Annotated in this window: 22 protein-coding genes; 8 read left to right on the top strand and 14 right to left on the bottom strand. The window is 73.3% G+C overall.

What is annotated here, in order from left to right:
• Positions 1-3 precede the first annotated feature (3 nt).
• The 6 genes from ACIRFL_RS08135 to pdhA form a co-directional block, all read right to left on the bottom strand.
• Positions 4-1,110: a potassium channel family protein gene (locus ACIRFL_RS08135; protein ID WP_404025250.1), complete on the bottom strand. Its 1,107-nt coding sequence runs from the start codon at positions 1,108-1,110 to the stop codon at positions 4-6.
• Entirely contained in the window at positions 1,098-2,468 is a 1,371-nt protein-coding gene (locus tag ACIRFL_RS08140; protein ID WP_404025253.1) for a molybdopterin molybdotransferase MoeA, read from the bottom strand. Before ACIRFL_RS08140 ends, ACIRFL_RS08135 begins: the two co-directional genes overlap by 13 nt.
• Complete coding sequence (locus ACIRFL_RS08145; RefSeq protein ID WP_404025256.1) at positions 2,468-3,385, bottom strand: NTP transferase domain-containing protein; 918 nt, start codon at positions 3,383-3,385, stop codon at positions 2,468-2,470. Before ACIRFL_RS08145 ends, ACIRFL_RS08140 begins: the two co-directional genes overlap by 1 nt.
• Before the next feature lie 129 nt (positions 3,386-3,514).
• Entirely contained in the window at positions 3,515-5,260 is a 1,746-nt protein-coding gene (locus ACIRFL_RS08150) for a dihydrolipoamide acetyltransferase family protein (RefSeq protein ID WP_404025259.1), read from the bottom strand.
• Positions 5,260-6,264 (bottom strand): alpha-ketoacid dehydrogenase subunit beta, encoded by a 1,005-nt coding sequence (locus tag ACIRFL_RS08155; RefSeq protein WP_404025261.1) that lies wholly within the window; start codon positions 6,262-6,264, stop codon positions 5,260-5,262. Before ACIRFL_RS08155 ends, ACIRFL_RS08150 begins: the two co-directional genes overlap by 1 nt.
• On the bottom strand, positions 6,261-7,397 hold the full coding sequence (pdhA, locus tag ACIRFL_RS08160; protein ID WP_404025263.1) for a pyruvate dehydrogenase (acetyl-transferring) E1 component subunit alpha: 1,137 nt from the start codon (positions 7,395-7,397) through the stop codon (positions 6,261-6,263). Before pdhA ends, ACIRFL_RS08155 begins: the two co-directional genes overlap by 4 nt.
• A 176-nt stretch (positions 7,398-7,573) precedes the next feature.
• On the opposite strand from pdhA, the gene ACIRFL_RS08165 reads away from it, so the two are divergent.
• Positions 7,574-8,074 (top strand): Lrp/AsnC family transcriptional regulator, encoded by a 501-nt coding sequence (locus ACIRFL_RS08165; protein WP_404025265.1) that lies wholly within the window; start codon positions 7,574-7,576, stop codon positions 8,072-8,074.
• Between the two features lie 2 nt (positions 8,075-8,076).
• Here ACIRFL_RS08165 and ACIRFL_RS08170 read toward each other — a convergent pair whose 3' ends face one another.
• Both ACIRFL_RS08170 and ACIRFL_RS08175 read right to left on the bottom strand, forming a co-directional pair.
• A complete protein-coding gene (locus ACIRFL_RS08170; protein WP_404025268.1) occupies positions 8,077-8,664 on the bottom strand; it encodes a TetR/AcrR family transcriptional regulator in 588 nt (195 codons plus the stop codon).
• Positions 8,661-10,178 carry a 3-hydroxyacyl-CoA dehydrogenase gene (locus tag ACIRFL_RS08175; protein ID WP_404025271.1) on the bottom strand — a complete coding sequence of 506 codons (1,518 nt, stop codon included), beginning with the start codon at positions 10,176-10,178 and terminating at the stop codon, positions 8,661-8,663. Before ACIRFL_RS08175 ends, ACIRFL_RS08170 begins: the two co-directional genes overlap by 4 nt.
• 160 nt (positions 10,179-10,338) lie before the next feature.
• Here ACIRFL_RS08175 and paaN point away from each other — a divergent pair, with 160 nt between their 5' ends.
• The gene (gene paaN / locus ACIRFL_RS08180) at positions 10,339-12,039 is read left to right on the top strand and encodes a phenylacetic acid degradation protein PaaN (protein ID WP_404025273.1); all 1,701 of its coding nucleotides are present in this window, start codon (positions 10,339-10,341) and stop codon (positions 12,037-12,039) included.
• On the opposite strand, the gene ACIRFL_RS08185 is transcribed toward paaN, so the two are convergent.
• The 3 genes from ACIRFL_RS08185 to ACIRFL_RS08195 form a co-directional block, all read right to left on the bottom strand.
• Positions 12,036-12,791, bottom strand: coding sequence for a TrmH family RNA methyltransferase (locus ACIRFL_RS08185; RefSeq protein WP_404025274.1), 756 nt, complete (start codon positions 12,789-12,791; stop codon positions 12,036-12,038). The genes paaN and ACIRFL_RS08185 overlap by 4 nt on opposite strands.
• 173 nt (positions 12,792-12,964) lie before the next feature.
• Positions 12,965-14,182 (bottom strand): HTTM domain-containing protein, encoded by a 1,218-nt coding sequence (locus ACIRFL_RS08190; RefSeq protein WP_404025276.1) that lies wholly within the window; start codon positions 14,180-14,182, stop codon positions 12,965-12,967.
• Positions 14,179-15,171: a DUF5819 family protein gene (locus ACIRFL_RS08195; protein ID WP_404025279.1), complete on the bottom strand. Its 993-nt coding sequence runs from the start codon at positions 15,169-15,171 to the stop codon at positions 14,179-14,181. Before ACIRFL_RS08195 ends, ACIRFL_RS08190 begins: the two co-directional genes overlap by 4 nt.
• 340 nt (positions 15,172-15,511) lie before the next feature.
• On the opposite strand from ACIRFL_RS08195, the gene paaA reads away from it, so the two are divergent.
• The 6 genes from paaA to ACIRFL_RS08225 all read left to right on the top strand — a co-directional run bounded on the left by paaA (position 15,512) and on the right by ACIRFL_RS08225 (position 20,426).
• A complete protein-coding gene (gene paaA, locus ACIRFL_RS08200) occupies positions 15,512-16,540 on the top strand; it encodes a 1,2-phenylacetyl-CoA epoxidase subunit PaaA (protein ID WP_404025280.1) in 1,029 nt (342 codons plus the stop codon).
• Positions 16,537-16,824, top strand: coding sequence for a 1,2-phenylacetyl-CoA epoxidase subunit PaaB (paaB, locus tag ACIRFL_RS08205; protein ID WP_404025283.1), 288 nt, complete (start codon positions 16,537-16,539; stop codon positions 16,822-16,824). The genes paaA and paaB overlap by 4 nt, the downstream gene beginning before the upstream one ends.
• A complete protein-coding gene (gene paaC / locus ACIRFL_RS08210; protein ID WP_404025285.1) occupies positions 16,821-17,540 on the top strand; it encodes a 1,2-phenylacetyl-CoA epoxidase subunit PaaC in 720 nt (239 codons plus the stop codon). The genes paaB and paaC overlap by 4 nt, the downstream gene beginning before the upstream one ends.
• Complete coding sequence (paaD, locus tag ACIRFL_RS08215; RefSeq protein ID WP_404025286.1) at positions 17,534-18,091, top strand: 1,2-phenylacetyl-CoA epoxidase subunit PaaD; 558 nt, start codon at positions 17,534-17,536, stop codon at positions 18,089-18,091. The genes paaC and paaD overlap by 7 nt, the downstream gene beginning before the upstream one ends.
• Positions 18,091-19,155 (top strand): 2Fe-2S iron-sulfur cluster-binding protein, encoded by a 1,065-nt coding sequence (locus tag ACIRFL_RS08220; RefSeq protein ID WP_404025287.1) that lies wholly within the window; start codon positions 18,091-18,093, stop codon positions 19,153-19,155. The genes paaD and ACIRFL_RS08220 overlap by 1 nt, the downstream gene beginning before the upstream one ends.
• A gap of 137 nt (positions 19,156-19,292) precedes the next feature.
• Positions 19,293-20,426: an acyl-CoA dehydrogenase family protein gene (locus tag ACIRFL_RS08225; protein WP_404025313.1), complete on the top strand. Its 1,134-nt coding sequence runs from the start codon at positions 19,293-19,295 to the stop codon at positions 20,424-20,426.
• Positions 20,427-20,470: 44 nt separating this feature from the next.
• Here the strand turns inward: ACIRFL_RS08225 and ACIRFL_RS08230 are convergent, their stop codons facing one another.
• The 3 genes from ACIRFL_RS08230 to ACIRFL_RS08240 form a co-directional block, all read right to left on the bottom strand.
• Positions 20,471-20,800 (bottom strand): rhodanese-like domain-containing protein, encoded by a 330-nt coding sequence (locus tag ACIRFL_RS08230; protein WP_404025316.1) that lies wholly within the window; start codon positions 20,798-20,800, stop codon positions 20,471-20,473.
• Positions 20,801-20,876: 76 nt separating this feature from the next.
• Positions 20,877-21,689: a hypothetical protein gene (locus ACIRFL_RS08235; protein WP_404025290.1), complete on the bottom strand. Its 813-nt coding sequence runs from the start codon at positions 21,687-21,689 to the stop codon at positions 20,877-20,879.
• 289 nt (positions 21,690-21,978) lie between these two features.
• Positions 21,979-23,445 (bottom strand): DUF2252 domain-containing protein, encoded by a 1,467-nt coding sequence (locus ACIRFL_RS08240; protein WP_404025291.1) that lies wholly within the window; start codon positions 23,443-23,445, stop codon positions 21,979-21,981.
• Between the last annotated feature and the right edge of the window lie 512 nt (positions 23,446-23,957).

Raw genomic sequence — 23,957 nt, forward strand, 5'->3', positions numbered from 1 at the left:
GGCTCAGGCGCGGGGCATCGGGCGGATGTCGGGAGCGATCTGCGGCGCCGGCGTCGCCCGCACGATCGTGATCAGACGGTCGGTCAACTGGAGCGTGCCGACGGACGGATCGTCGTAGCCGAGCACCCGGTGCCCGCGTACGACGCTCACCACCAGGTCGTCCGTCTGCCGTGGGGTCTTGCCGACCTCGGCCTTGACCACCGGGCGCTCGATGAGGTCCAGCCCGCTGCCCTGCTGGATCAGGTCCTCCATGACCATGCCCGCGGCCGGGCTGAGCACGGACAGACCGAGCAGCCGGCCGGCCGCGCTGGCGCTGGTGATGACGGCGTCGGCGCCGGACTGCTTGAGCAGCGGCGCGTTCTCCTCCTCACGCACCGCGGCCACGATCTTCGCCCCGCGGTTGAGCTGCCGGGCCGTCAGTGTGACGAGGACGGACGTGTCGTCGCGCTGCGGGGCGATGATGATCTGCCGGGCCTTGTGCACCTCGGCCCGCTTGAGCACATCGCTGCGTGTGGCGTCGCCGACGATCCCCGCGTACCCCTCGGCGGTTGCCGCGTCGACCACCTTGGAACTGGGGTCGACCACGACGACCTGTTCCTTCTTCAGGCCGGTCGCACAGACGGTCTGGATCGCCGACCGCCCCTTCGTACCGAAGCCGATGACGACGGTGTGGTCACGCAAGGTGGCCCTCCAGCGGTTCAGACGCCATTCTTCCCGTGTGCGTTCGGTCAGGACCTCCAGCGTGGTGCCCACCAGGATGATCAGGAACAGGACGCGCAACGGTGTGATGAGGAAGATATTGGTCAGCCGGGCGCCGTCGCTGACCGGGGTGATGTCACCGTAACCGGTGGTGGAGAGGGTGACCGTGGCGTAGTAGAAGGCGTCGAGGAGGTCGACGGAACCGTCCGAGTTGTCGGTGTAGCCGTCACGGTCGGCATAGACGATCAACGCGGTCACGACCAGGACCACCAGGGCCATGACCAGCCGCTTGACGACCTGGCGGATCGGGCGCTCGACCACCTTCCTCGGGAGTTTCACCCGATGGGTGACCAGGTGCTCGTCCGCCTGGCGGGCTATGGCGTCGTGGCCGGGAAGTTTCACGTGAAACACGCCCCGATCCCGGCGGACGCCCACGGCAGGTCTAGCAGCTCCGTCTCCTGGCCCTGCTGCGCCCCGCCCGGCGGCACGACCGCCAGCGCGTCGGCGGCGGCGACACCGCGCAGCATCGCCGGACCGTTGTAGTGCAGCGGCATGGCACGGTCACCGCGCACCGCGACGGGAACCAGCCGGGTGTCGTGCGGATGCCCCTGCACCGCCTCCCACAGGGGCATCGCATAGGGCTCGGGGGCGGGGTGGACGGCCAGGGTGCGCACCAGGGGCTCGGCCAGCGTGAGCAGCCCGGAGACGGCCGCGAGCGGGTTTCCGGGGAGACCGACGACGTGCTGGTTCTCCTTGGTGCGGGCCAGCAGCATGGGATGGCCGGGGCGCACCTGGACCCCGTCGACGAGGAGTTCGGCGCCGATCCGGTCCAGGGTGGGGTGGAGATGGTCGACCGGGCCGGCCGCGGTGCCGCCGGTGGTGACGACGAGGTCCGCGTCGGACAGGGTGAGGGCCTTGCGCAGGGCGTCGGCGTCGTCCCCGAGCCGCCGCAGGGCGATGACCTCGGCGCCGAGCGCGCGCAGCCAGGGCGGCAGCATCGGGCCGAGCGCGTCACGGATCAGGCCCTCGTGCGGCAGTCCCTTGGTCAGCAACTCGTCACCGAGGACGAACACTTCGGCGCGGGGGCGGGGGACGACGGTGACCGCGTCGTATCCGGCGGCGGCCGCCAGGCCCAGGACCGCGGGGGTGACCAGGGTGCCGACAGGCAGCAACTGGTCGCCGGTGCGGCACTCCTGGCCGCGCGGCCGGATGTCCTGGCCGTGGCCGACCTCGCGTGCGGCGTGCAGCCGCCCCTTGGGGTCCGTGCGACCGTGCTCGGAGCGCAGGACCGCGGTGGTGTCGGCCGGGATACGGGCGCCGGTCGCGATGCGCACGGCCTCGCCGTCCGTCAACGGCTCGGGCTGTGCCTGGCCCGCCAGGACGCCCTCGTCCCGGACCGACCAGGGGCCGGGACCGGCGACCGCCCAGCCGTCCATCGCGGAGGTGTCGAAGGAGGGCAGGTCGGTGAGCGCGTCGAGAGGGGCGGCGAGGACCAGGCCGAGGGCGTCGGCGAGCGGCACGGAGACCGGGGCGCCGCGGGCACCGGACCGGGCGGCGCGGGCGGCGATCTCCCGGGCGCGGGGCCAGGGGGTGGCCCGGTGCCCGTCCGTGGGTGCGGGCGCGGGCGTCCGGCCCGCGGGGGTGGAGCCGCGGTCGCCGCCGGGCTCTCCGAGTGGCCTGTGCTCCCTCACGAGGGCAAGCGCCTCCTCGACGTCGAGGTCGTCGGTGTCCGCTGCGGGTCTGCCGGCCCGGATGCCATGGGCGGTCATCAGGCGTCGGGGCCCGGATCGGGCCGGTCGCCGGGGCCCGCGTCCCCGGTCCGGGCGGCGTCGTTCTCTTCCTCCCAGCGCAGCGCCAGCGCGGCGGCCTTGCGGGCGGCTTCGGCGACCGCCTCGGGTCCGCCCTTGCCCTGCGCGGCGGCATAGCCGACGAGGAAGGTGGTCAGCGGTGCGGCGGGGCGTGCCACCCCGTGGGCGGCGTCGCGGGCGAGATCGAGCAGGACGCCGGTGTCGACGTCCAGGTCGATGCCCAGCTCGTCCTTGACTGCGGAGATCCATTCATCCAACACGTGCCCATGCTCCCTGATCCGTGCCCTGGCCGTGGCGATGTCGTCCCAGGTGTCGCAGTCGAAGGACGCGAGCGGGTCCGGGACGCGGGTGAGGTCGAGCGCGCCGGTGAGCCGGCGCAGCGGCAGCCCGGCGAGACCCCCGTGGGCAGCGCCGAGCGTCGTCAGTTCGCGGCGCAGCGCGGCCGTGCGGTACGCGGCCACGAGCGGCTGGTCGCGGCCGTCCGCGTCGGTGAGCAGCGCGCCCTCGGCGCCGGTGGTGCGCAGAGCCGTCAACAGCCCGCTCACCGTGGTGGCTTCCAGGAACGGCAGGTCGGCGGAGAGGACGACCGCGCATTCCGTGTCGGTGTGCCGCAGCCCGGCGTCGAGCGCGGCGACCGGTCCGGCTCCGGCGGGCTCCTCGCGCGCCCAGCGCACCGGGCGCCCGGTGGGGCGGGGGTCGGCGACGACGACGGTCGTACGGGCCGTGGCGCAGGCGGCGAGCACCCGGTCGAGCAGGGGCCGCCCGCCGATCCGCAGGCCGGGTTTGTCGGCCCCGCCGAGCCGCCGGGCTGCGCCGCCGGCCAGGACGACGGCGTCGTACGGCTCGGTCGTCCCGGCGGCGGGGGCGTTCTCGGTCACCCCCCGAGTATGCGTGCCGAGCTGATCACAGGGAACCGACGGGGGTGGTCGTCGTCTCCGGGGAGAGCGCTCGTGATCTCCGGGGGGCGCCCGCGTGGGCCGCGTGGGCCCCGGTGGCCGCCCGCCCGGTCACAGCGTCCGCAGCAGCACCACCGGCTGCTCGACGCAGTCCGCCACCTGGCGCAGGAAGCCGCCCGCGGTGCCGCCGTCGCAGACCCGGTGGTCGAAGGTGAGCGAGAGCTGGACGACCTGCCGCACCGCCAGCTCGCCCTGGTGCACCCAGGGCTTGGCGGCGATGCGGCCGACGCCGAGCATGGCCGCCTCGGGGTGGTTGATGATCGGTGTGGAGCCGTCGACGCCGAACACTCCGTAGTTGTTCAACGTGAAGGTGCCGCCGGTGAGTTCCCCGGGGGTCAGCGTGCCGGACCGGGCGGCCTCGGTCAGCCGGGCGAACTCCGCGGTCAGCCCCTCGGCGTCGCGTTCATGTGCGTCGCGTACGACGGGTACGACCAGTCCGCGCTCGGTCTGTGCGGCGAACCCGAGGTGGACGCGGTCGAGGCGGACGATCTCCCGGGCCTCGGTGTCGACGGTGGAGTTCAGCTCGGGGAACCGGGCCAGGGCAGCGGTGCAGATCCGGGCGAGGAGCGCGAGCAGGGAGACCTTCGGGCCGCCCGCCGCGTTGATCGCCGCCCGCGCGGTCAGGAGTTCGGTCGCGTCGGCGTCCACCCAGCAAGTGGCGTCCGGGATCTCCCGGCGGCTGCGGGAGAGCTTGTCGGCGACGGCGCCGCGGACCCCCTTGAGCGGGATGCGGACGGCCGTGCCGGCCGATGCGCGAGTCGGTTCGGCCACCGGGGCGAACGGGGTGGCCGACGCGACGGGCGCCCCGGCGGGCGCTGCAGGCGCGGCGGGTCCGGTGGGCGCTGCAGGCGCGGCGGGTCCGGTGGGCGCTGCAGGCGCGGCGGGTCCGGTGGGCGCTGCAGGTGCGGCGGGTCCGGCGGTGGGCACGGCTGTGGTGCGTCCGCCGGCCGTCGCGGCGGCCCGGAGCGCCCGCTCGACGTCCGCGCGCAGGATCAGCCCGTCGGGTCCGGAGCCGGTCAGCTGCCGCAGATCCACGCCGCCCTCCCGGGCGAGCCGGCGGACCAGAGGGGAGATCACGGGCACCGGACCCTCGGCGGCCCGCGCGGTTCCGCGCAGCCGAGCCTCGGCCGGACCGCCGCCCCCGGAATCGGCACCGGGCGCCACCGGACCGACTCCCGTGACCCCACTCCGCTCCCGGGCCGCATCCTGATCCCTGGCCGGGTCCTGTGCGCGTGCCGAGTCCTGAGGCCGGGCCTGGCCTTGAGATCCAGGCGCGGCCGGCGCCGGACCCTGCGCCGGGGCCGCGACCGGGGCCGGAGCCTGCACCTGGGCCGGTCCTTGCGCCTGCCCCTGCGCGGGAGAGCCGTTCGCCGCGGGGAGGCCCGTCCGGGCGCCCGCCGAACCGCGCGCCGCCTCGTCGCGCGCCACCGCGCCGCCCGCCGTGGCCCCGCCGGGCGTCGGCCGCACCCGGCGCCGGCGCGCCGCGGGCGCCCCCGTGCCGTAGCCGACCAGCACGTTGCCCGAGCCCTCGGGCTCGCCGTCCGAGGAGTCGGGGCCCACCGCGACCGTCAACAGCGGCGCCCCTACGGGCAGTTCGCTGCCCTCCTCGCCGAAGCGGGCCGTGACCACACCGCCGTAGGGGCACGGCACCTCGACCATCGCCTTGGCCGTCTCCACCTCCACGACCGGCTGGTCGACGACGACCACGTCGCCCACCTCGACCAGCCAGCGGACGATCTCCGCCTCGGTCAGCCCCTCCCCGAGGTCGGGGAGCTTGAACTCCAGCACCTGAGCCATCAGCCCTCGGCCTCCCACTGCAGCCGCGCCACCGCGTCCAGGATCCGGTCGACACCGGGCAGATGGTGCCGCTCCAGCATCGGCGGCGGATAGGGGATGTCGAACCCGGCCACGCGCAGCACCGGCGCCTCCAGATGGTGGAAGCACCGCTCCGTGACGCGCGCCGCGATCTCCCCGCCCGGTCCGCCGTACCCGCCCGACTCGTGCACCACCACCGCGCGCCCGGTCCGCCGGACCGACGCACTGACCGTCTCGTCGTCGAACGGCACCAGGGAGCGCAGGTCGACGACTTCGAGGTCCCAGCCCTCCGCCCGTGCCGCCTCGGCGGCCTCCAGGCAGACCGGCACGGACGGCCCGTAGGTGATGAGCGTGGCGCTCCGGCCCGGGCGGCGCACCACCGCGCGGCCGATCGGTTCGACGGCCGCCGGGTGCTCGGGGTCCCAGGTGTCCTTGGCCCAGTACAGCCGCTTGGGTTCGAGGAAGACGACCGGATCGTCGCAGGCGATGGCGGCGCGCAGCAGACCGTAGGCGTCGGCGACGGTCGCGGGCGTGACGACATGAAGCCCCGGAGTCGCCATGTAGTACGCCTCGGAGGAGTCGCTGTGGTGCTCGACTCCGCCGATGCCGCCGCCGTAGGGGATGCGGACGGTGATCGGCAGGGGCATCGCACCGCGGGTGCGGTTGCGCATCCGGGCCACATGGCTGACCAGTTGCTCGAACGCCGGGTAGGCGAACGCGTCGAACTGCATCTCCACGACCGGGCGCAGCCCGTACATCGCCATGCCGACGGCCGTGCCGAGGATGCCGGCCTCGGCCAGCGGGGTGTCGGTGCAGCGGTCCTCGCCGAACTCCCGGGCGAGCCCGTCCGTGACCCGGAAGACGCCGCCGAGCGTGCCGACGTCCTCGCCCATGACGTGCACCGACGGGTCGGCGGCCAGCGCGTCGCGCAACGCGCGCGTGAGTGCCTGCGCCATGGTGGCGGGCTTGACGGCGACGGTGGTCATCGGTCACCGCCTTCCTGCCCGGCCGCCAGCTCCGCCGCCAACATGGCCTGCTGCTCCCGCAGTTGCGGGGTGGGTTCGGCGTAGACGTGGGCGAACAGGTCCATGGGGTCGAGTGCGGCGTCCTGGTTCATGCGGTCGCGCAGGTGCGCCGCCATCGCCTCGGCGTCCTCGCGGGCGGCCGCGACCCCGTCCTCACCGAGCAGTCCGCGGGCGGTCAGCTCCCGTTCCAGCAGCAGCACGGGGTCGTGGTCGCGCCAGGCCGCGACATCGGCGTCGGTGCGGTAGCGGGTCGCGTCGTCGGCGTTGGTGTGGGCGTCCATGCGGTAGGTGACCGCCTCGACGAGCGTCGGACCGCCGCCCTCGCGCGCGTGCCGTACGGCGTCGGCAAGGACCTCGTGCAGGGCGGCGGCGTCGTTGCCGTCGACCAGCCGGCCCGGCATGCCGTAGCCGACGGCCTTGTGGGCCAGGGAGGGCGCGGCGGTCTGCTTGGCGAGCGGTACGGAGATGGCGAAGCCGTTGTTCTGCACCAGGAAGACGACCGGTGCCTGCCAGACGGCGGCGAAGTTCAGGGCCTCGTGGAAGTCGCCCTCGCTGGTGCCGCCGTCGCCGACCATGGCGAGCGCGACGACGTCGTCGCCCTTGAGGCGGGCGGCGTGGGCGAGGCCGACGGCGTGCGGGAGCTGGGTGGCGAGCGGGGTGCTCAGCGGGGCCACGCGGTGCTCGTAGGGGTCGTAGCCGGTGTGCCAGTCGCCGCGCAGCAGGGTGAGTGCTTCGACGGGGTCGACACCGCGGGCGACGACGGCGAGGGTGTCGCGGTAGCTGGGGAAGAGCCAGTCACGGTCCTTCAGGACCAGCGCGGCGGCGACCTCGCAGGCCTCCTGGCCGGTGCTGGAGGGGTAGACCGCGAGCCGGCCCTGCTTGGTGAGGGCGGTGGCCTGGATGTTGTAGCGACGGCCGCGCACCAGCTGGGCGTACAGCCGCAGGAGCAGTTCGGGGTCGGCCTGCGTGGCCGCGTCGGTGCCGAGGACGCGGTAGGGCTCGGCGTCGGGCAGCAGCGGCGCGGGGTCCGTACGGGGCTGCCAGGCGGGCGGCGGCGATGGCCGGTACGCGCCCCGCTGCTCCATGACCGTCATGACGGCACCTCCTGGTGGGAAGCGGCTACGGGAGGCGTGTCGGCTGTGACCCGCCTCACCTACCGATTGTTCGGTCGTCGGCACATTTTGGCTACAGGCACCTCCAGGCTGTGGACAAACGGTTCTCCACAGCTTCAAATGAACGCACTACGTCCATGCTGGGAAGGCAGGAGGACATGGCACCTGAACAAATGGCCGAGGGCCCCGAGGCCGGTGCCGTACTGCCGCCCCCGCGCCCGCTGGACGCCATTGATCAGGACATCCTCCAGATCCTCCAGTCGGACGGCCGCGCGTCCATACGGTCCGTCGCCGAGCGCGTCCACGTCTCACGCGCCAACGCCTACGCCCGCATCAACCGTCTCGTCGAGGACGGCGTCATCCGCGGCTTCGGGGCCCGCGTCGACCACGAACGCGCCGGCCAGGGCACATCGGCCTACATCACCCTGAAGATCGTGCAGAACTCGTGGCGCACCGTGCGCGAGCAGTTGCGGGAGCTGCCCGGCGCCTCCCACATCGCGCTGGTGGGCGGCGACTTCGATGTGCTGCTCCTGGTGCACACGCCGGACAACAGGGCCCTGCGCGAGCTGGTGCTCACCCGGCTCCAGGCGATCCCGGAAGTGCTCAGCACGCGCACGCTGCTGGTGTTCGAGGAGGAGGACCTGGAGCCGATCGGCTGACGTCAGCCCCGGCGCAGCCCGGAGAACACCAGGCGCACCACCGCGTCGGCCACATCACGCTCCGTGGTGCCGCGCCCGTCGGGCCGGTACCACTCGGCGATCGAGTTGATCATCCCGAAGACCAGCCGGGTCGCGAGCCGCACCTCCACGTCCTCGCGCACGTCCCCGTCGGCGGCGGCGGCCTTCAGCAGTTCGGCCACCCGGTGGTCGAAGTCGCGGCGCCGCTCCAGGGCCCAGCGCTCGGTGGCGGTGTTGCCGCGCACCCGCAGCAGCAGCGTCACATAGGGCAGCTCGGATATGAGGACCTCGACCATGCGCCGCACGACGTACTCCAGGCGGTCCGCGGCCCGCCCCACGCGCGCGTGCTCCTCGTCCAGGATGCCGAAGAGCCCGTCCAGCGCCCGGCTGACCGCGCGGCGCAGCAGCTCCTCCTTGCCGGCGACATGGTGGTAGATGGACGACTTGGAGATGCCGGCCGCCTTGGACAGGTGCTCCATCGACGTGCCGTCGTAGCCGCGCTCGTTGAACACCTGGACGGCCACCGAGAGCAGCGTCTCGGGGGTGTACGTGTCGCGTCTTGCGGTGGTCATGAGGTGCTGCCCTCCCGCTTGTCGGTGGCGTACGCATGGCGGTAGAGCGCGAGAGAGGGCGCGTAGCGGCCGGAGGGGTCGCGCAGGTGCAGGTCGTCCAGCAGGTCGTAGGCCCAGCTGCGGCCGAGCCTGCGGCTCCATTCGAAGGGTCCGAGGGGGTAGTTGACGCCCAGGCGCATCGCGGTGTCGATGTCCTCCTCGGTGGCGACTCCCTTGGCCACGGCGTCGTGCGCCAGGTCGATGATGCGCGCCACGGCGCGGGCGACGATCATGCCCGGTACGTCACCGATGACGCTGACGTCCTTGCCGAGCGCCTGGAAGAGGCCGATGGCCTCGGCGAGGGTCTGCGGGGAGGTGTCCTGGGAGGCGGACAGCGCGACGCGGGTGGCCCTGCGGTAGTCGAGCGCGAAGTCGAAGTAGACGACGTCCCGGAACTCCACCGAGGTCTGCCCGTCGGCGAGGACCAGCTGACCACCGCCGGGCAGCACCAGGCGGCTGCCGTGGTCCTCTTCCTCCTGGCTGACCTGGATGCCCGCCTCGCGGATCAGGGCGAGCAGGTCGGCCGCCGGTCCCAGGTCGCCCTCGGCGACGACGTACGCGGGCGCCTGCCGCGGCTCGGCGGTGTGCGGCTCGGGACGCTCGGCGTCCTCGGCGTAGTCGTACCAGCCCTGCCCCGACTTGCGGCCGAGCCGGCCGGACTCCACGAGCCGGCGCTGGGCCAGCGAGGGCGTGAAGCGCACGTCCTGGAAGAACGACTGCCACACGGAGTGCGTGACCGACTCGTTGACGTCCTGTCCGATGAGGTCGGTCAGTTCGAAGGCACCCATCCGGAAGCCGCCGCACTCGCGCAGGACGGCGTCGATGGTGGCGGGGTCGGCGGCCTGTGCCTCGTGGACCGCGAAGGCCTCGGCGTAGAAGGGCCTGGCTATCCGGTTCACGATGAAACCCGGGGTGTCCGCGCAGGCCACCGGCGTCTTGCCCCAGGCGCGGGCGGTCTCGTACGCGCGCGTGGCCGAGGTGACGTCGGTGGCGAACCCGGAGACGACCTCGACCAGCGGCAGCAGCGGCGCCGGGTTGAAGAAGTGCAGACCGACGAGGCGCCCCGGGCTGCGCAGGGCGCCGGCGACGGCCGTCACCGACAGGGACGAGGTGTTGGTGGCGAGCAGGCAGTCGTCGGCGACGATGCCCTCCAGTTCGCGGAACAGGTCCTGCTTGACGTCCAGCCGCTCCAGCACGGCCTCCACGACCAGCGCGCAGTCGGCGAGTGCGGCGAGGTCGTCGGCGGGCAGGAGGCGGGCGCGGGCCGCGTCCCGGTCGGCCCCGGTCAGCCGGTCCTTCGCCACGAGCCGGTCGAGGCGGGCGCCGATCGCCGCGGCGGCTTCCGCGGCCCGCCCGGGTACGGCGTCGTACAGCCGCACGGGGTGGCCCGCGACCAGCGCGACCTGGGCGATGCCCTGGCCCATGGTGCCGGTGCCGACGACGGCCACGGGGCTGCTGAGGTCGAGTGCTGTCATGTGCGCGATCCTCCCGCACGACGTTTTCCACAGATGCGGCGGACCCCCTTGTCCCGACCGATCGTTCGGTTACTCTAACTCTGACCGAGCGTCCCTGCCCACGTTTCCGCACAGGTCATGAGCTCGACGACGAGTTCTTGAGACGAGGAGTTGGTCCCGCATGGCCGCCCCACCCACCGAGCACGCACTGATCGCCAAGCACCGGCCCACCCTCGACCAGGCGCTGGAGGCGATCCGCACGCGCGCGTACTGGTCCCCGCACCCCGAGCACCCCAAGGCGTACGGGGAAGGCGGCAGCCTCGACGCCGCCGCGGGCAAGGCCGCCTTCGACGCCGTCCGCGGCACCCGCCTCGACCTCGGCCAGCCCGGCACCGACGACTGGGTCGGCGGCGAAGTCTCCCCGTACGGCATCGAGTTGGGCGTGACCTACCCGCACCCCGACCTCGACACGCTGCTGCCCGCGATGAAGGCCGGCCAGCGCGCCTGGCGGGACGCGGGCCCCGAGACGCGGGCCGCGGTCTGCCTGGAGATCCTTCAGCGCATCAGCGACCGGACACACGAGTTCGCGCACGCGGTGATGCACACCAGCGGCCAGGCGTTCATGATGGCGTTCCAGGCGGGCGGCCCGCACGCCCAGGACCGCGGCCTGGAGGCGGTGGCGTACGCGTACGCGGAACAGGTCCGCACGCCCGGCACGGCACAGTGGACCAAGCCCCAGGGCAAGCGCGACCCGCTGGAGCTGACCAAGCGGTTCACCGCGGTCCCGCGCGGCATCGCACTGGTCATCGGCTGCAACACCTTCCCCACCTGGAACGGCTACCCGGGTCTGTTCGCCTCCCTCGCCACCGGCAACGCGGTCCTGGTGAAGCCGCACCCGCGCGCGGTGCTGCCGCTCGCGCTCACCGTGCGGATCGCCCGTGACGCGCTGGCGGAGGCGGGCTTCGACCCGAACCTGGTGGCACTGGCCGCCGAGCGGCCCGGCGAGGGCATCGCGAAGACCCTGGCCACCCGCCCGGAGATCAGGATCATCGACTACACGGGCTCCACCTCCTTCGGCGACTGGCTGGAGGCCAACGCCCGCCAGGCGCAGGTCTACACGGAGAAGGCGGGCGTCAACACGGTCATCGTGGAGTCGACCGACGCCTACAAGGGGATGCTGTCCAACCTGGCCTTCTCGCTGTCCCTGTACAGCGGCCAGATGTGCACCACCCCGCAGAACCTGCTCATCCCCCGGGACGGCATCCGCACCGACGAGGGCCCCAAGACCTTCGACGAGGTGGTCGCCGACCTCGCCCGCGCGGTCGACGGCCTGCTCGGGGACGACGCGCGCGCGAACGGCCTGCTCGGCGCCATCGTCAACCCGGACGTCAAGGCCCGTCTGGAGGCCGCCGCCGGCCTCGGCGAGGTGGCCCTGGCCGCACGCGAGATCACCAACCCGGACTTTCCGAACGCGGTCGTACGCACACCGGTGATCGTCAAACTGGACGGCGCCAAGCCGGACGACGAGGCCGCCTACATGAGCGAGTGCTTCGGGCCGGTCTCCTTCGCCGTCGCCGTCGACTCGCCGGCCGGCGCGGTCGAACTGCTGCGCCGCACGATCCGCGAGAAGGGCGCGATGACCGTCGGCGCGTACACGACCGACCCGCAGGTCGAGGAGGCCGTCCAGGAGGTCTGTCTGGAGGAGGCGGCCCAGCTGTCCTTCAACCTCACCGGCGGGGTGTACGTCAACCAGACCGCCGCCTTCTCCGACTTCCACGGCTCGGGCGGCAACCCGGCGGCCAACGCCGCCCTGTGCGACGGCGCGTTCGTCGCGAACCGCTTCCGGATGGTGGAGGTGCGCCGGGAGGCCCGGGACCGCTAGGCGGAGCGGGGCGCGCCCCCGGTGGCGCTCCAGTGGTACAGCGTCATCGCCACACTGGTGGCGAGGTTGTAGCTGGAGACCTGGGAGCGCATCGGCAGGGCCAGCAGATGGTCGGCACGCGCGCGCACCGCGGCGGACAGCCCGCTGCGCTCCGACCCGAAGGCCAGTACGGCGTCGTCCGGCAGCTTCGTGCCCCGGATGTCCTCGCCCTCGGGGTCGAGGGCGAACAGCGGTCCCAGTGGCAGCTCCTCGACGGCCAGCCGCTCCACCACGGTCGCGAAGTGCAGGCCCGCCCCGCCGCGCACGACCGTGGGATGCCAGGGGTCGAGCGTGCCGGTGGTGACGACCCCGGTGGCCCCGAAACCGGCGGCGAGCCGGATCACGGCCCCCGCGTTGCCCAGGTTGCGCGGGTTGTCGAGCACCACGACGGGAGCCCGCCGTGGCGTGCGGGCGAGCGCCCGCAGACCGGCCTGCCGGGACGGCCGTACGGCCAGGGCAGCGACCGCGGTCGGATGCGGCCGGGCCACCAGGGACGCGTACGCCGGCTCCGGCACCTCGGCCAGCAGCGCGTCCAGGGCGTCCCGCACGTCCGGGGCCAGCTCCTGCGCCAGACCCAGCGCCGCCGCTCGGTCGGTGGTGACGGCCACCGGGACCTCGGCCCCGAAGCGGAGGGCGTGCTTGAGGGCGTGGAAGCCGTCGAGCAGCACGGCGGAGCCGGCGTGCGCGCGCCACAGGGTCACGGGGTCGGTCATGCCGGAAGCCTACGTGGCACGGTGCGACGCCTGCCGCGGCGCGGAACGCCGGCGGAAGCCCTTCGGTGGGCGCACGGGCCCGCGGAGGGCAGGCCCCGCACCTGGGACCGCCACGAGACGACCTCCCACGCGCGGGACCGCCGGGCTTGCGGCTGCGCAATGCCGCCGAGGGCTCAGGGCTGCGGCGCCCCGGCGGCCGGCTCCGGCTCGGGTTCCCGTTCCGTTCCGGTCGCCCGCGCGGCGGCAGCGCCACCGTCCCGGAGCCGGACCGGCCGCACACGTGCCACCCGGCCGCCGAGCCGGCGCAGGAACGACGTGGGCAGGAAGACGGCGTCCGTCGCGATCATCGCCAGCGAGAAGAACGGCAGCCCCAGCACCACCGCGATCACCGCGTGCTCCGTCATCATCGCGGCCAGCAGGACGTTCTTGACCCGCCGGTTGAACAGCGTGAACGGGAAGGCGACCTGCACGATGACCGTCCCGTACGTCACCAGCATCACCACGGTGCCGTTGGCGGACAGCAGGTCGGCGAGCGCGGGCCAGGGCGAGAAGGAGTCGAGGTGCAGCGGGTAGTAGACGGCGGTGCCGTCCTGCCAGCGCGAGCCCTGGATCTTGTACCAGCCGGCCGTGGCGTAGATCAGACACGCCTCCGCCATGATCACGAAGAGCGCGCCGTTGTGCACGACGTTGGCGATCACGTCCAGCAGGATCCGCGGCTCGCCGCCCGCCGCGAACCGCCCGACCAGCCACCACAGTGCCAGCGCCGCCCACACCGTCCACAGGAGGGCGGGCACCAGCCAGCCGCTGCCGAGCCGGCCGGCCAGGGTCACCGCGCCGAGCACCAGGCCGAACCCCGCCCACAGGACCGGCCCCGTACGGTCGTGGACCCGCTCCCCACGCGCGCGTGCCGCCTCACCGCGCGCCGCCCGCCGCGCGTCCAGGGACCACACCCGGCCGCAGCGCGTGAACACCAGGTATATCGACATCAGGTGCAGCACGTTGTCGCCGCCGTCGCCCATGAAGACGCTGCGGTTCTGCAGCGAGAGCACGCCGACCATGAACAGCACCGACGACGTGCGCGAGCGCCAGCCCAGCAGCAGCAGGACGCAGGAGAGGACGGCGAGCAGGTAGCAGACCTCGAACCAGATCCGCCCGTCCGACCACAGCAGCGCCGTGAACGCCTCGTTGACCGAGGTCAGCTGCTGGGCGAGATCCCAGCTCCAGGGGCCGTCGGGCCCGTACAGCTCCTGGCGGTGCGGGAACTCGCGCAGCAGGAACAGCAGCCAGGTCGCGGAGAAGCCGATGCGGATGACGGCGGACTGATAGGGGCCGAGCGGGGATTCCGTGACGCGGGCGATACCGCGCGAGACCGACAGGGCGAGACGGTTCACCGCACGCCTCCCGCGGCCTCGTCGGCGGTGACCGTCCACCACGGCAGCACCCGGTGGACCGGCGTGCCGGAGACCTTCTCGTCGCTCCATGCGGGCGGCGGCACATTGGTGGTGCGCGAGCGGACCTGGACGCGCTGGACGGTGCCCGCCCGGCCGGCCGCGTCCTCCCGGTACAGCCGCATCACCGCGATCCGCCGCACGTACTGCTCGGAGAGCGCGCCGCGCAGGCCCACGGGACGGTTGTCGCCGTCGTGCGTGGCGATGTAGAAGTCCCAGGCCCGGCGCAGTTCGTTCTGCTCGGTGTGGCTGGGCAGCAGGCTGCCGTCGATGGCCTCGCCGTCCCGCGCGGACAGGTCGTACCAGCCGGTCGTCTCGATGTCACCGCCGGCCGTGCGGACCTGCGCCCGGACCTGGACGGCGATGTTCTGCTGCAACGGGTTCGGCGCGAACAGCTTCCAGTTCTGCTCGAACTCCGGGTAGATCCATTCCTCGATCGCCTTGCCGTGCTGCTTCGTGACCGTGTTGGCGGGCGCGACACTCAGGAACACCATGGCGAGGTGCACGCAGGCGGCGACGGCGACGACCGCCAGTGCCAGGGCGGCGCCGATCTGGTACGGCGGGGACAGCGCCCCGACACCGGTACGGCGCGCGACGCCGGCCGCTTCCCCGGGTCCCGGTTGAGGTTCAGATTCGGGGGCGGGACCGGGTTGGGGTCCGGCCACGGGTTCGGGCAGGGCCTCGAACCCGGCCTCCGCAGTCCCAGCAGGCGCGAGCCGCGACACCTCGGCGGCAGAAGGTCCGGGTACGGATGGTGCGGGCAGGGCGGATGCGGACGGTGCGGGCAGCGCGGATGCGGGCGATGCGGCTCCCGGGCCGTTTGCCGAGGGGCCGCCGGCCCCGCCAGTGGCGCGAGGCGGCTCGGGCGGTGGCGCCTCGTCCGACCCGTCCGGCCCCTGCGGGGCGTGCGAGTCCGTGTCGTACGCGTCCATTCCGCCCCGATCCCGTACTGCTCCGTCGTCCGGCCGCCGTCGCGGCCCGCATGGCCCGCGAACCCTACTCGTCGGCGCTCGCACGGAACGGTACTCAGCCCCGCCCGCCGAGCGCAGCCCACAAGCACCCCTCGCGGACGTGGCCGTCACCACTTCCGGGACCGGCGGGCGACCCGAGCGGCCACGCCCCCGCCCGGGTCGCCCGGGTTGTCCACAGGCCGTCGCCGGGGTTGTCCACAGCGGTTGACACCTCACGGCGGCTCGCCCACCATGGAATCGCACGGACCGAACGATCGGTCGGTACCGGTTTTCCGGAAGAAGCCGAGGTCAGGGGGACCACATGGCCACAGCAGCCGCGCACCGCACGGCCGGCACGGCGGCGTACGACGCCGAGGACACCGCCGGCACGGCCGCGTACGAGCGCGCCTTCGACGCCGCCGTGGCCGCGGACGAGCGCATCGAGCCCCGCGACTGGATGCCCGACGCCTACCGCGCGACGCTGGTCCGGCAGATCGCCCAGCACGCCCACTCCGAGATCATCGGCATGCAGCCCGAGGCCAACTGGATCACCCGCGCCCCCTCGCTGCGCCGCAAGGCCATCCTGATGGCCAAGGTCCAGGACGAGGCGGGCCACGGCCTGTACCTGTACAGCGCCGCGGAAACGCTCGGCACCGGCCGCGAGGAACTGCTCGACAAGCTGCACAGCGGTCGCCAGAAGTACTCGTCGATCTTCAACTACCCCACGCTGACCTGGGCCGACGTCGGCGCCATCGGCTGGCTGGTGGACGGCGCGGCCATCACCAACCAGGTCCCCCTGTGCCGCTGCTCCTACGGTCCTTACGCGCGCGCGATGGTCCGCATCTGCAAGGAGGAGTCCTTCCACCAGCGCCAGGGGTACGAGCTGCTGCTCGCCCTCAGCAACGGCACCCCGCAGCAGCACGCGATGGCCCAGGACGCGGTGGACCGCTGGTGGTGGCCCTCGCTGATGATGTTCGGGCCGCCCGACGACGCGTCCCAGCACTCGGCGCAGTCGATGGCCTGGAAGATCAAGCGCCACTCGAACGACGAGCTGCGTCAGCGCTTCGTCGACATCTGCGTGCCCCAGGCGGCGTCCCTCGGCCTCACCCTCCCCGACCCGGACCTGCGCTGGAACGAGGAGCGGGGGCACCACGACTTCGGCGCGATCGACTGGACGGAGTTCTGGGAGGTCCTCAAGGGCAACGGCCCGTGCAACGAGCAGCGGATCACCCAGCGCCGCCGGGCACATGACGAGGGCGCCTGGGTACGGGAGGCGGCCGCGGCCCACGCGGCCAAGCACAACGGCGCGGCGACCGAGCACAACGGCGGAACAAGAGGAGCGCGGGCATGACCGACACCGACTGGCCCCTGTGGGAGGTCTTCGTGCGCTCCCGCCGCGGCCTCTCCCACACCCACGCCGGCAGCCTGCACGCCCCGGACGCGGAGCTGGCCCTGCGCAACGCACGCGACCTGTACACCCGGCGCGGCGAGGGCGTCTCGATCTGGGTCGTCCCGGCGGCCGCGATCACCGCGTCCTCGCCCGACGAGAAGGACCCCTTCTTCGAGCCCGCCGCGGACAAGCCCTACCGGCACCCGACCTTCTACGACATCCCGGAAGGGGTGAAGCACCTGTGACCGCCACCGTGCCCACGGCCGCCGCGCTCGCGCTCGGCGACGACGCCCTGGTGCTCTCGCACCGCCTGGGGGAGTGGGCAGGCCACGCGCCCGTCCTGGAGGAGGAGGTCGCGCTCGCCAACATCGCGCTGGATCTGCTCGGCCAGGCCCGCGCGCTGCTGTCGATGGCCGGCGACGAGGACGAACTGGCGTACCTGCGCGAGGAACGCGCCTTCCGCAACCTCCAGTTGGTCGAGCAGCCGAACGGCGACTTCGCCCACACCATCGTCCGCCAGCTGTACTTCTCCACCTACCAGCACCTGCTGTACGCCGAACTGGCCGCCGGCAAGGGCCCGTTCGCACCGCTCGCCGCCAAGGCCGTCAAGGAGGTCGCCTACCACCGCGACCACGCCGAACAGTGGACGCTGCGGCTCGGCGACGGCACACAGGTCAGCCATGAGCGGATGGCACGGGCCTGTGCGGCCCTGTGGCGGTTCACCGGCGAGATGTTCCAGCCGGTGCCGGGCCTTGACACCGACGGGGCGGCCATGGAGGCGCCCTGGCTGGAGTCGGTCGGTGACGTGCTGCACCGGGCCACCCTGACGGTCCCCGAGGGGCCGCGCACCGGTGCCTGGTCGGCGGGCGCGGGCCGGCAGGGCCTGCACACCGAGCCGTTCGGGCGGATGCTCGCCGAGATGCAGCATCTGCACCGCAGCCATCCGGGGGCGTCATGGTGACGACGACGGCCACGCCGCTTGAGGCGGAACTCCTCGACCTCGCGGGCTCGGTGCCGGACCCCGAACTGCCCGTGCTCACCCTCCGGGAGCTGGGCGTGGTGCGCGCGGTGCACCTGCGGGGCGCGGACGCCGTCGAGGTGGAGCTGACCCCCACCTACACCGGCTGCCCGGCCGTCGAGGCGATGTCCGTGGACATCGAGCGGGTGCTGCGCGGCCACGGCATGCGCCGGGTCACCGTGCGCACGGTGCTCGCACCCGCCTGGTCGACCGACGACATCACGGACGAAGGACGGCGCAAACTGCGGGAGTTCGGCATCGCTCCCCCGCGCGTGCGGCGCGAGACGGGTCCGGTCCCGCTCGCCCTCGGCCCGACCCGGACGCACGCCACCGCGTCCGAGGCGCCGGCGTCCCCTGTGCCCGAACCCGTCCGCTGCCCGCACTGCGGATCGGCCGACACCGAGCTGCTGAGCCGTTTCTCCTCGACCGCGTGCAAGGCGCTGCGGCGCTGCCGGGCCTGCCGTGAACCGTTCGACCACTTCAAGGAGTTGTGATGGCCCGCTTCCACCCGCTCCCGGTGGCCGCGGTCGACCGCCTCACCGACGACTCCGTGGCCCTCACCCTCGCCGTCCCGCCCGACCTGCGCGAGGAGTACCGGCACGCGCCCGGTCAGCATCTCGCCCTGCGCCGCCGGGCCGACGGCCTGGACATCCGGCGGACCTACTCGATCTGCTCCCCCGCGCCCGCGCCCGGCGCCGAGGACCCGTCCACCCTGCGGGTCGGCGTGCGGCTCGTGGAGGGCGGCGCCTTCTCGACGTACGCGCTCAAGGAGATCGACGTAGGCGACGAGCTGGAGGTGATGACCCCGGCCGGGCGCTTCACCCTGGAGCCCGCTCCGGGGCGGTACGCGGCGATCGTCGGCGGCAGCGGCATCACCCCGGTGCTGTCGATCGTCTCGACGCTCCTGGCCCGCGAACCGGAGGCCCGGTTCTGTCTGATACGCAGCGACCGCACGGCCGCCTCGACGATGTTCCTGGAGGAGGTCGCCGACCTGAAGGACCGCCATCCGCGGCGGCTGCACCTGGTGACGGTGCTCTCACGGGAGGAGCAGCAGGCGGGCCTGCCCTCCGGGCGGCTGGACCGGGAGCGGCTGAAGGGGCTGCTGCCCGCGCTGCTGCCGGTGGACGCGGTGGACGGATGGTTCCTGTGCGGGCCGTTCGGACTGGTGCAGGGCGCCGAGCGGGCGCTGCGGGATCTCGGGGTGGACCGGGCGCGGATCCACGAGGAGATCTTCCATGTGGACGCGGGTGCCGCCCCGGCGGTGCCCGTCACGGCCCCCGCGCACAGCACGGTCACCGCCCGGCTCGACGGCCGCGGCGGGACCTGGCCGGTCCGGGACGGAGAGTCGCTGCTGGAGACGGTCCTGCGCAACCGGCCCGACGCGCCCTACGCCTGCAAGGGCGGGGTGTGCGGGACGTGCCGGGCCTTCCTGGTCTCGGGGGAGGTCCGCATGGACCGCAACTTCGCCCTGGAGGCCGAGGAGACGACGGCCGGATACGTACTGGCCTGCCAGTCGCATCCGCTGACGGAGAAGGTGGAACTCGACTTCGACCGCTGAGGCCCACGCCCGGAGCCGACCGATCGCTCATCCCGAACGGACGGCGCCCGCCATGCCGTTCCCTTCTTCTAGAACCTGTTCTATCTTGACGGTCCGTCAGGGACGCGGGCGTGCGGAGCCGTCGGGAGGACAGGACCGTGGACTTCACCTTCACCGAGGAGCAGTTGGCGGCGGCCGAGGCGGCCGAGGGGGTGTTCGCCGGGGTGGCACCGGACGCGGTGCCGAGCCCCGCGCTCACCACGGGCGCCGTCGCCGAGGACTTCGACCGGCCGCTGTGGACCAGGCTGGCCGAGGCGGACCTGCTCAGCCTGCTGCTTGACGCGGAGTACGGCGGGGCGGGCCTGGACGCCATCGCCCTGTGCCTGGTGCTGCGGGAGTCCGCCAAGGTGCTGGCGCGCGTGCCCCTGCTGGAGCACAGCGCCGCCGCCGCGGCCGTACAGACCTACGGCAAAAGGGAGTTGGCGGCCGAGCTGCTGCCCCGCGCGGGTCGGGGCACCCTCGTGCTCGCCGTCGCCGCGAGCGGGCGCAGCGGCCACGACCCGGCCGAACTGGCCGTCACCGCACGGCCGGACGGGGACGCCTGGGTGCTGGACGGGGTGCAGACGGCGGTGCCCTGGGCGTACGGCGCCGACCTCGTGGTGGTGCCCGCGCGCACCGAGGCCGGCCGGACCGTGCTCGCCCTGGTTCCCCGCGGCCATGCGGGCGTGGCCCTCGCCGAGCAGGTCTCCACCAGCGGGGAGCGGCTGGGCGAGCTGCGCCTGGAGTCCGCGCGGATCGCCGCGGGCCACGTCATCGACGCCGACGGCGCATGGGAGTGGCTGCGCGGGCTGCTGACCACCGGGACGTGTGCGCTGGCGCTCGGGCTGGGCGAGCGGGTTCTTACGATGACGAGCGCGTACACGAGCAAGCGGGAGCAGTTCGGACACCCGATCGCGAGTTTCCAGGCCGTCGCCGTCCAGGCCGCCGACCGCTATATGGACCTGCGCGCCATGGAGGCCACGCTGTGGCAGGCCGCCTGGCGGATCAGCTCGGGGACACAGGGTCCGCTGCCCGCCGAGGGCGACATCGCCGTGGCCAAGATCTGGGCCTCGGAGGGCGTCCGCCGGGTGGTGCAGACGGCACAGCACCTGCACGGCGGCTTCGGCGCCGACACCGACTACGCCCTGCACCGCTACCACGCCTGGGCCAAGCAGTTGGAACTCTCGCTCGGCCCGGCCGCTACGCACGAGGAGGCGCTGGGCGACCTGCTCGCCGCGCACCCCCTGGGCTGAGGCCTGCCGCCGAGACCCGCCGCGCCCCGGCCCGTGCCGTGGGGCTACAGGACGTGCCCCGGCCGGCCCTCGTCGGTGACGACCGGGCGGCCGGCCGCCTGCCAGACCTGCATGCCGCCGTCGACGTTCACGGCGTCGATGCCCTGCTGGACCAGATACATCGTGGCCTGGGCCGAACGTCCGCCGGAGCGGCAGATCACATGGACCCGGCCGTCCTGCGGGGCGGCCTCGGTCAGTTCCCCGTACCGGGCCACGAACTCGCTGATGGGGATGTGCAGCGCCCCGGCGGCGTGGCCCGCCTGCCACTCGTCGTCCTCACGGACGTCCAGCAGGAAGTCGCCGTCCTTGAGGTCCGCGACCCCGACCGTGGGCACACCAGCTCCAAAACTCATGGCCTCGACGCTACCCGAAGGACACCCGGCCCCGGGCAGCGCACCGGACCCGACGGGGCTACCCCTGCGCCAGGAGTTCCGCCAGCTCCGCCTCCCGCCGAGCCACATCGCCCCGAAGCCGCTCGGCGATCTCGTCCAGCAGGGCGTCGGGGTCATCGGGGGCCAGGCGGAGCATGGACGCGATCGCGCCGTCCTCCAGTTCGCGGGCGACCAGGGTGAGGAGTTCCTTGCGCTGGGCCAGCCACTCCAGGCGGGCGTAAAGCTCCTCGCTGCGGCTCGGGGGCCGCTCGGCGGGTGCCGGTCCCGCCGCCCACTCCGCGGCCAGCTCGCGCAGCAGCGCCTCGTCACCGCGGGCGTAGGCGGCGTTGACGCGGGTGATGAACTCCTCGCGCCGGGCCCGCTCGTCCTCCTGCTGCGCCAGATCAGGGTGGGCCTTGCGGGCCAGCTCGCGGTAGAGCTTGCGGGCCTCCTCGCTGGGGCGCACCCGCTCGGGGGGCCGCACCGCCTGGTCGGTGAGCATCGCGGCGGCCTCCGGGAACAGGCCGTGCCCGTCCATCCAGCCGTGCAGCAGTTCCTCCACGCCGGGGATGGGCGTGACGCGGGCCCGCGCCTCCTGCGCTGCGCGCAGGTCCTCGGGGTCGCCGGTCCGGGCGGCCCTGGCCTCGGCGATCTGGGCGTCCAGCTCTTCCAGCCGGGCGTACATGGGGCCCAGCTTCTGCTCGTGCAGCCGGGAGAAGTTCTCGACCTCGACGCGGAAGGTCTCCACCGCGATCTCGAACTCGATCAGCGCTTGTTCGGCGGCCCGCACGGCCCGCTCCAGCCGTTCCTCCGGCCGGGGCGCCTGGGACTGCTCAGCTTCCGGGGTCGTCACCTGGCCAGCCTAAGCGCTCCGCTGGATGCGCCGCGATGTGCCGTCGGTCGTCTGCGGCACCGTTGTGGCTGGTCGCGCAGTTCCCCGCGCCCCTTCGGGGCGCTGTCGAACCGCAGCAGACTTCACTGGACCTGCTTAGGCCACACGCCGAGCCCCCACGGGACCCGCGCTCCGATCCCCCACGCACGCCTTCCCTTTCACCTCCGTAACTCTGCACACTCATATGCTCACTTAGCGCACGCACACCCCAAGAGCCCACGCACCCCACGCATCGTGGACCGCCGTTCCGTCACACCCCGCTCTCCGCCGCGATCCGCCCCGACCGCACCGCCGCCACCAGTGCCGCGTGGTCCGCCTCGGTGCGGTCGGCGTAGGCGACCGCGAACTCGGCCACCGCCTCGTCCAGTTCCTCGCTCTTGCCGCAGTAGCCGGCGATCAGGCGCGGGTCGGCGCTGTGGGAGTGGGCACGGGCCAGCAGGGCGCCGGTCATACGGCCGTAGTCGTCGATCTGGTCGGCGGCGAGCGCGGCCGGATCGACACTGCCCTTGCGGTTGCGGAACTGACGCACCTGGAAGGGGCGGCCGTCCACCGTCGTCCAGCCCAGCAGGATGTCGCTGACCACCTGCATCCGCTTCTGGCCGAGCACCACCCGGCGGCCCTCGTGATCGACGGACGGCGTCTCGAAGCCGGCCGTGGCCAGGTGCGGGAGCAGCGCCGAGGGGCGGGCCTCCTTCACCTGGAGGACCAGCGGCTCACCGCGGTGGTCAAGCAGCAGGACGACATAGGAGCGGGTGCCCACGCTGCCCGTGCCGACCACCCGGAACGCCACGTCGTGCACCGCGTGCCGGGCCAGCAGCGGCAGCCGGTCCTCGGAGAGAGTCGTCACATACGTCTCCAGGGACGCCGCCACCGCCGCCGCCTCGGCGTCCGGTATGCGCCGCAGCACCGGCGGCGCGTCCACGAACCGGCGCCCGCCCTCGTCGACGCTCTCGGTGGAGCGCGCCGCGAACCGGCCGCTGGTGTTGGCGCGGGCCTTCTCCGAGACCCGCTCCAGCGTGCCCAGCAGATCGTGGGCGTCGGTGTGCGAGACCAGTTCCTCGTCCGCGATGGCGTTCCACGCGTCCAGGGCCGGCAGCTTGGCCAGCAGCCGCATGGTGCGCCGGTAGGCACCCGCCGTGTCGTGCGCCGCCGCGCGACAGGTGTCCTCGTCGGCGCCCGCCTCCCGGCCGGCCAGCACCAGCGAGGCCGCGAGCCGCTTCAGGTCCCACTCCCAGGGTCCGTGCACCGTCTCGTCGAAGTCGTTCAGGTCGATGACGAGGCCGCCGCGGGCGTCGCCGTACAGGCCGAAGTTGGCCGCGTGCGCGTCGCCGCAGAGCTGGGCGGCGATCCTGGTCATGAGCGTGCGCGCCAGGTCGTAGGCCATGAGGCCCGCCGAACCGCGCAGGAAGGCGAAGGGCGTGGCCACCATCCTGCCCACCCGTATCGGCACGAGGCCGGCGATGCGGTCCCGGTTGGACTCCTCGACCGCGCTCACCGCGTCCGGACGGCCGCCGTCCAGGTCCAGGGCGCTGTGCGCGCGGCGCGGCACGCTCGCCCGCAGCGCCTTGCCCTCGGCCTTGGGCGACCCCTGCGCCGGCCACCCGGCGAAGCCGCGCACCCGCGGAAGCCTGCGCCCGGCCCCGGCCCCAACGCCAGCCGCCGTCTCAGCCCCCGCCCCGGCCGCCGTACCCGCCGTTTCCACCCCTGCCTCGGTCATCACGACCGCCTCCCCCGAGCGCACACGAACATCAACTCGTGCCGACCGTACCGCCGGTGCCCGCGACGCGTCAGACCCTGTGGACAACCGCCCGGCTGTGGACAACGGACCCCCACGGTCCGCTGAGAGACTCGTCACACGGCGAAGCCCCGCACGGGACCTTCACAAAGCCCCGCGCGGGACACGACAGAAGACGCGTCCACGCATGACAAAGGGCCCACCGTGATCACGATGAGCCCTCTGTCGCTGTGGGGCACCGACGGAACTCACTGGTCAGCGGCAATGCGGTGGCCTTCAGAGATCGTTTCCCACGCTGATGTAGATCATTTCCCACCGTCCTGATCAACGCTGTCGGCCGGCATCACTCCCCCACCCAGGTCTCCTCAGCTTCTCCGTCCCGACTCGTCGCCAGTGCATTGAGTCTTTCCCGGTAAGCGGTGCTCGCTGAGTGTGATCACATCGCGAGTGGCGCGGCAGGGCCGGGCATCCCCAAGCCAGGGCAGACGTAAGGC

It is taken from the genome of Streptomyces sp. NPDC102462, assembly GCF_044765425.1.
Lineage (GTDB): Bacteria > Actinomycetota > Actinomycetes > Streptomycetales > Streptomycetaceae > Streptomyces.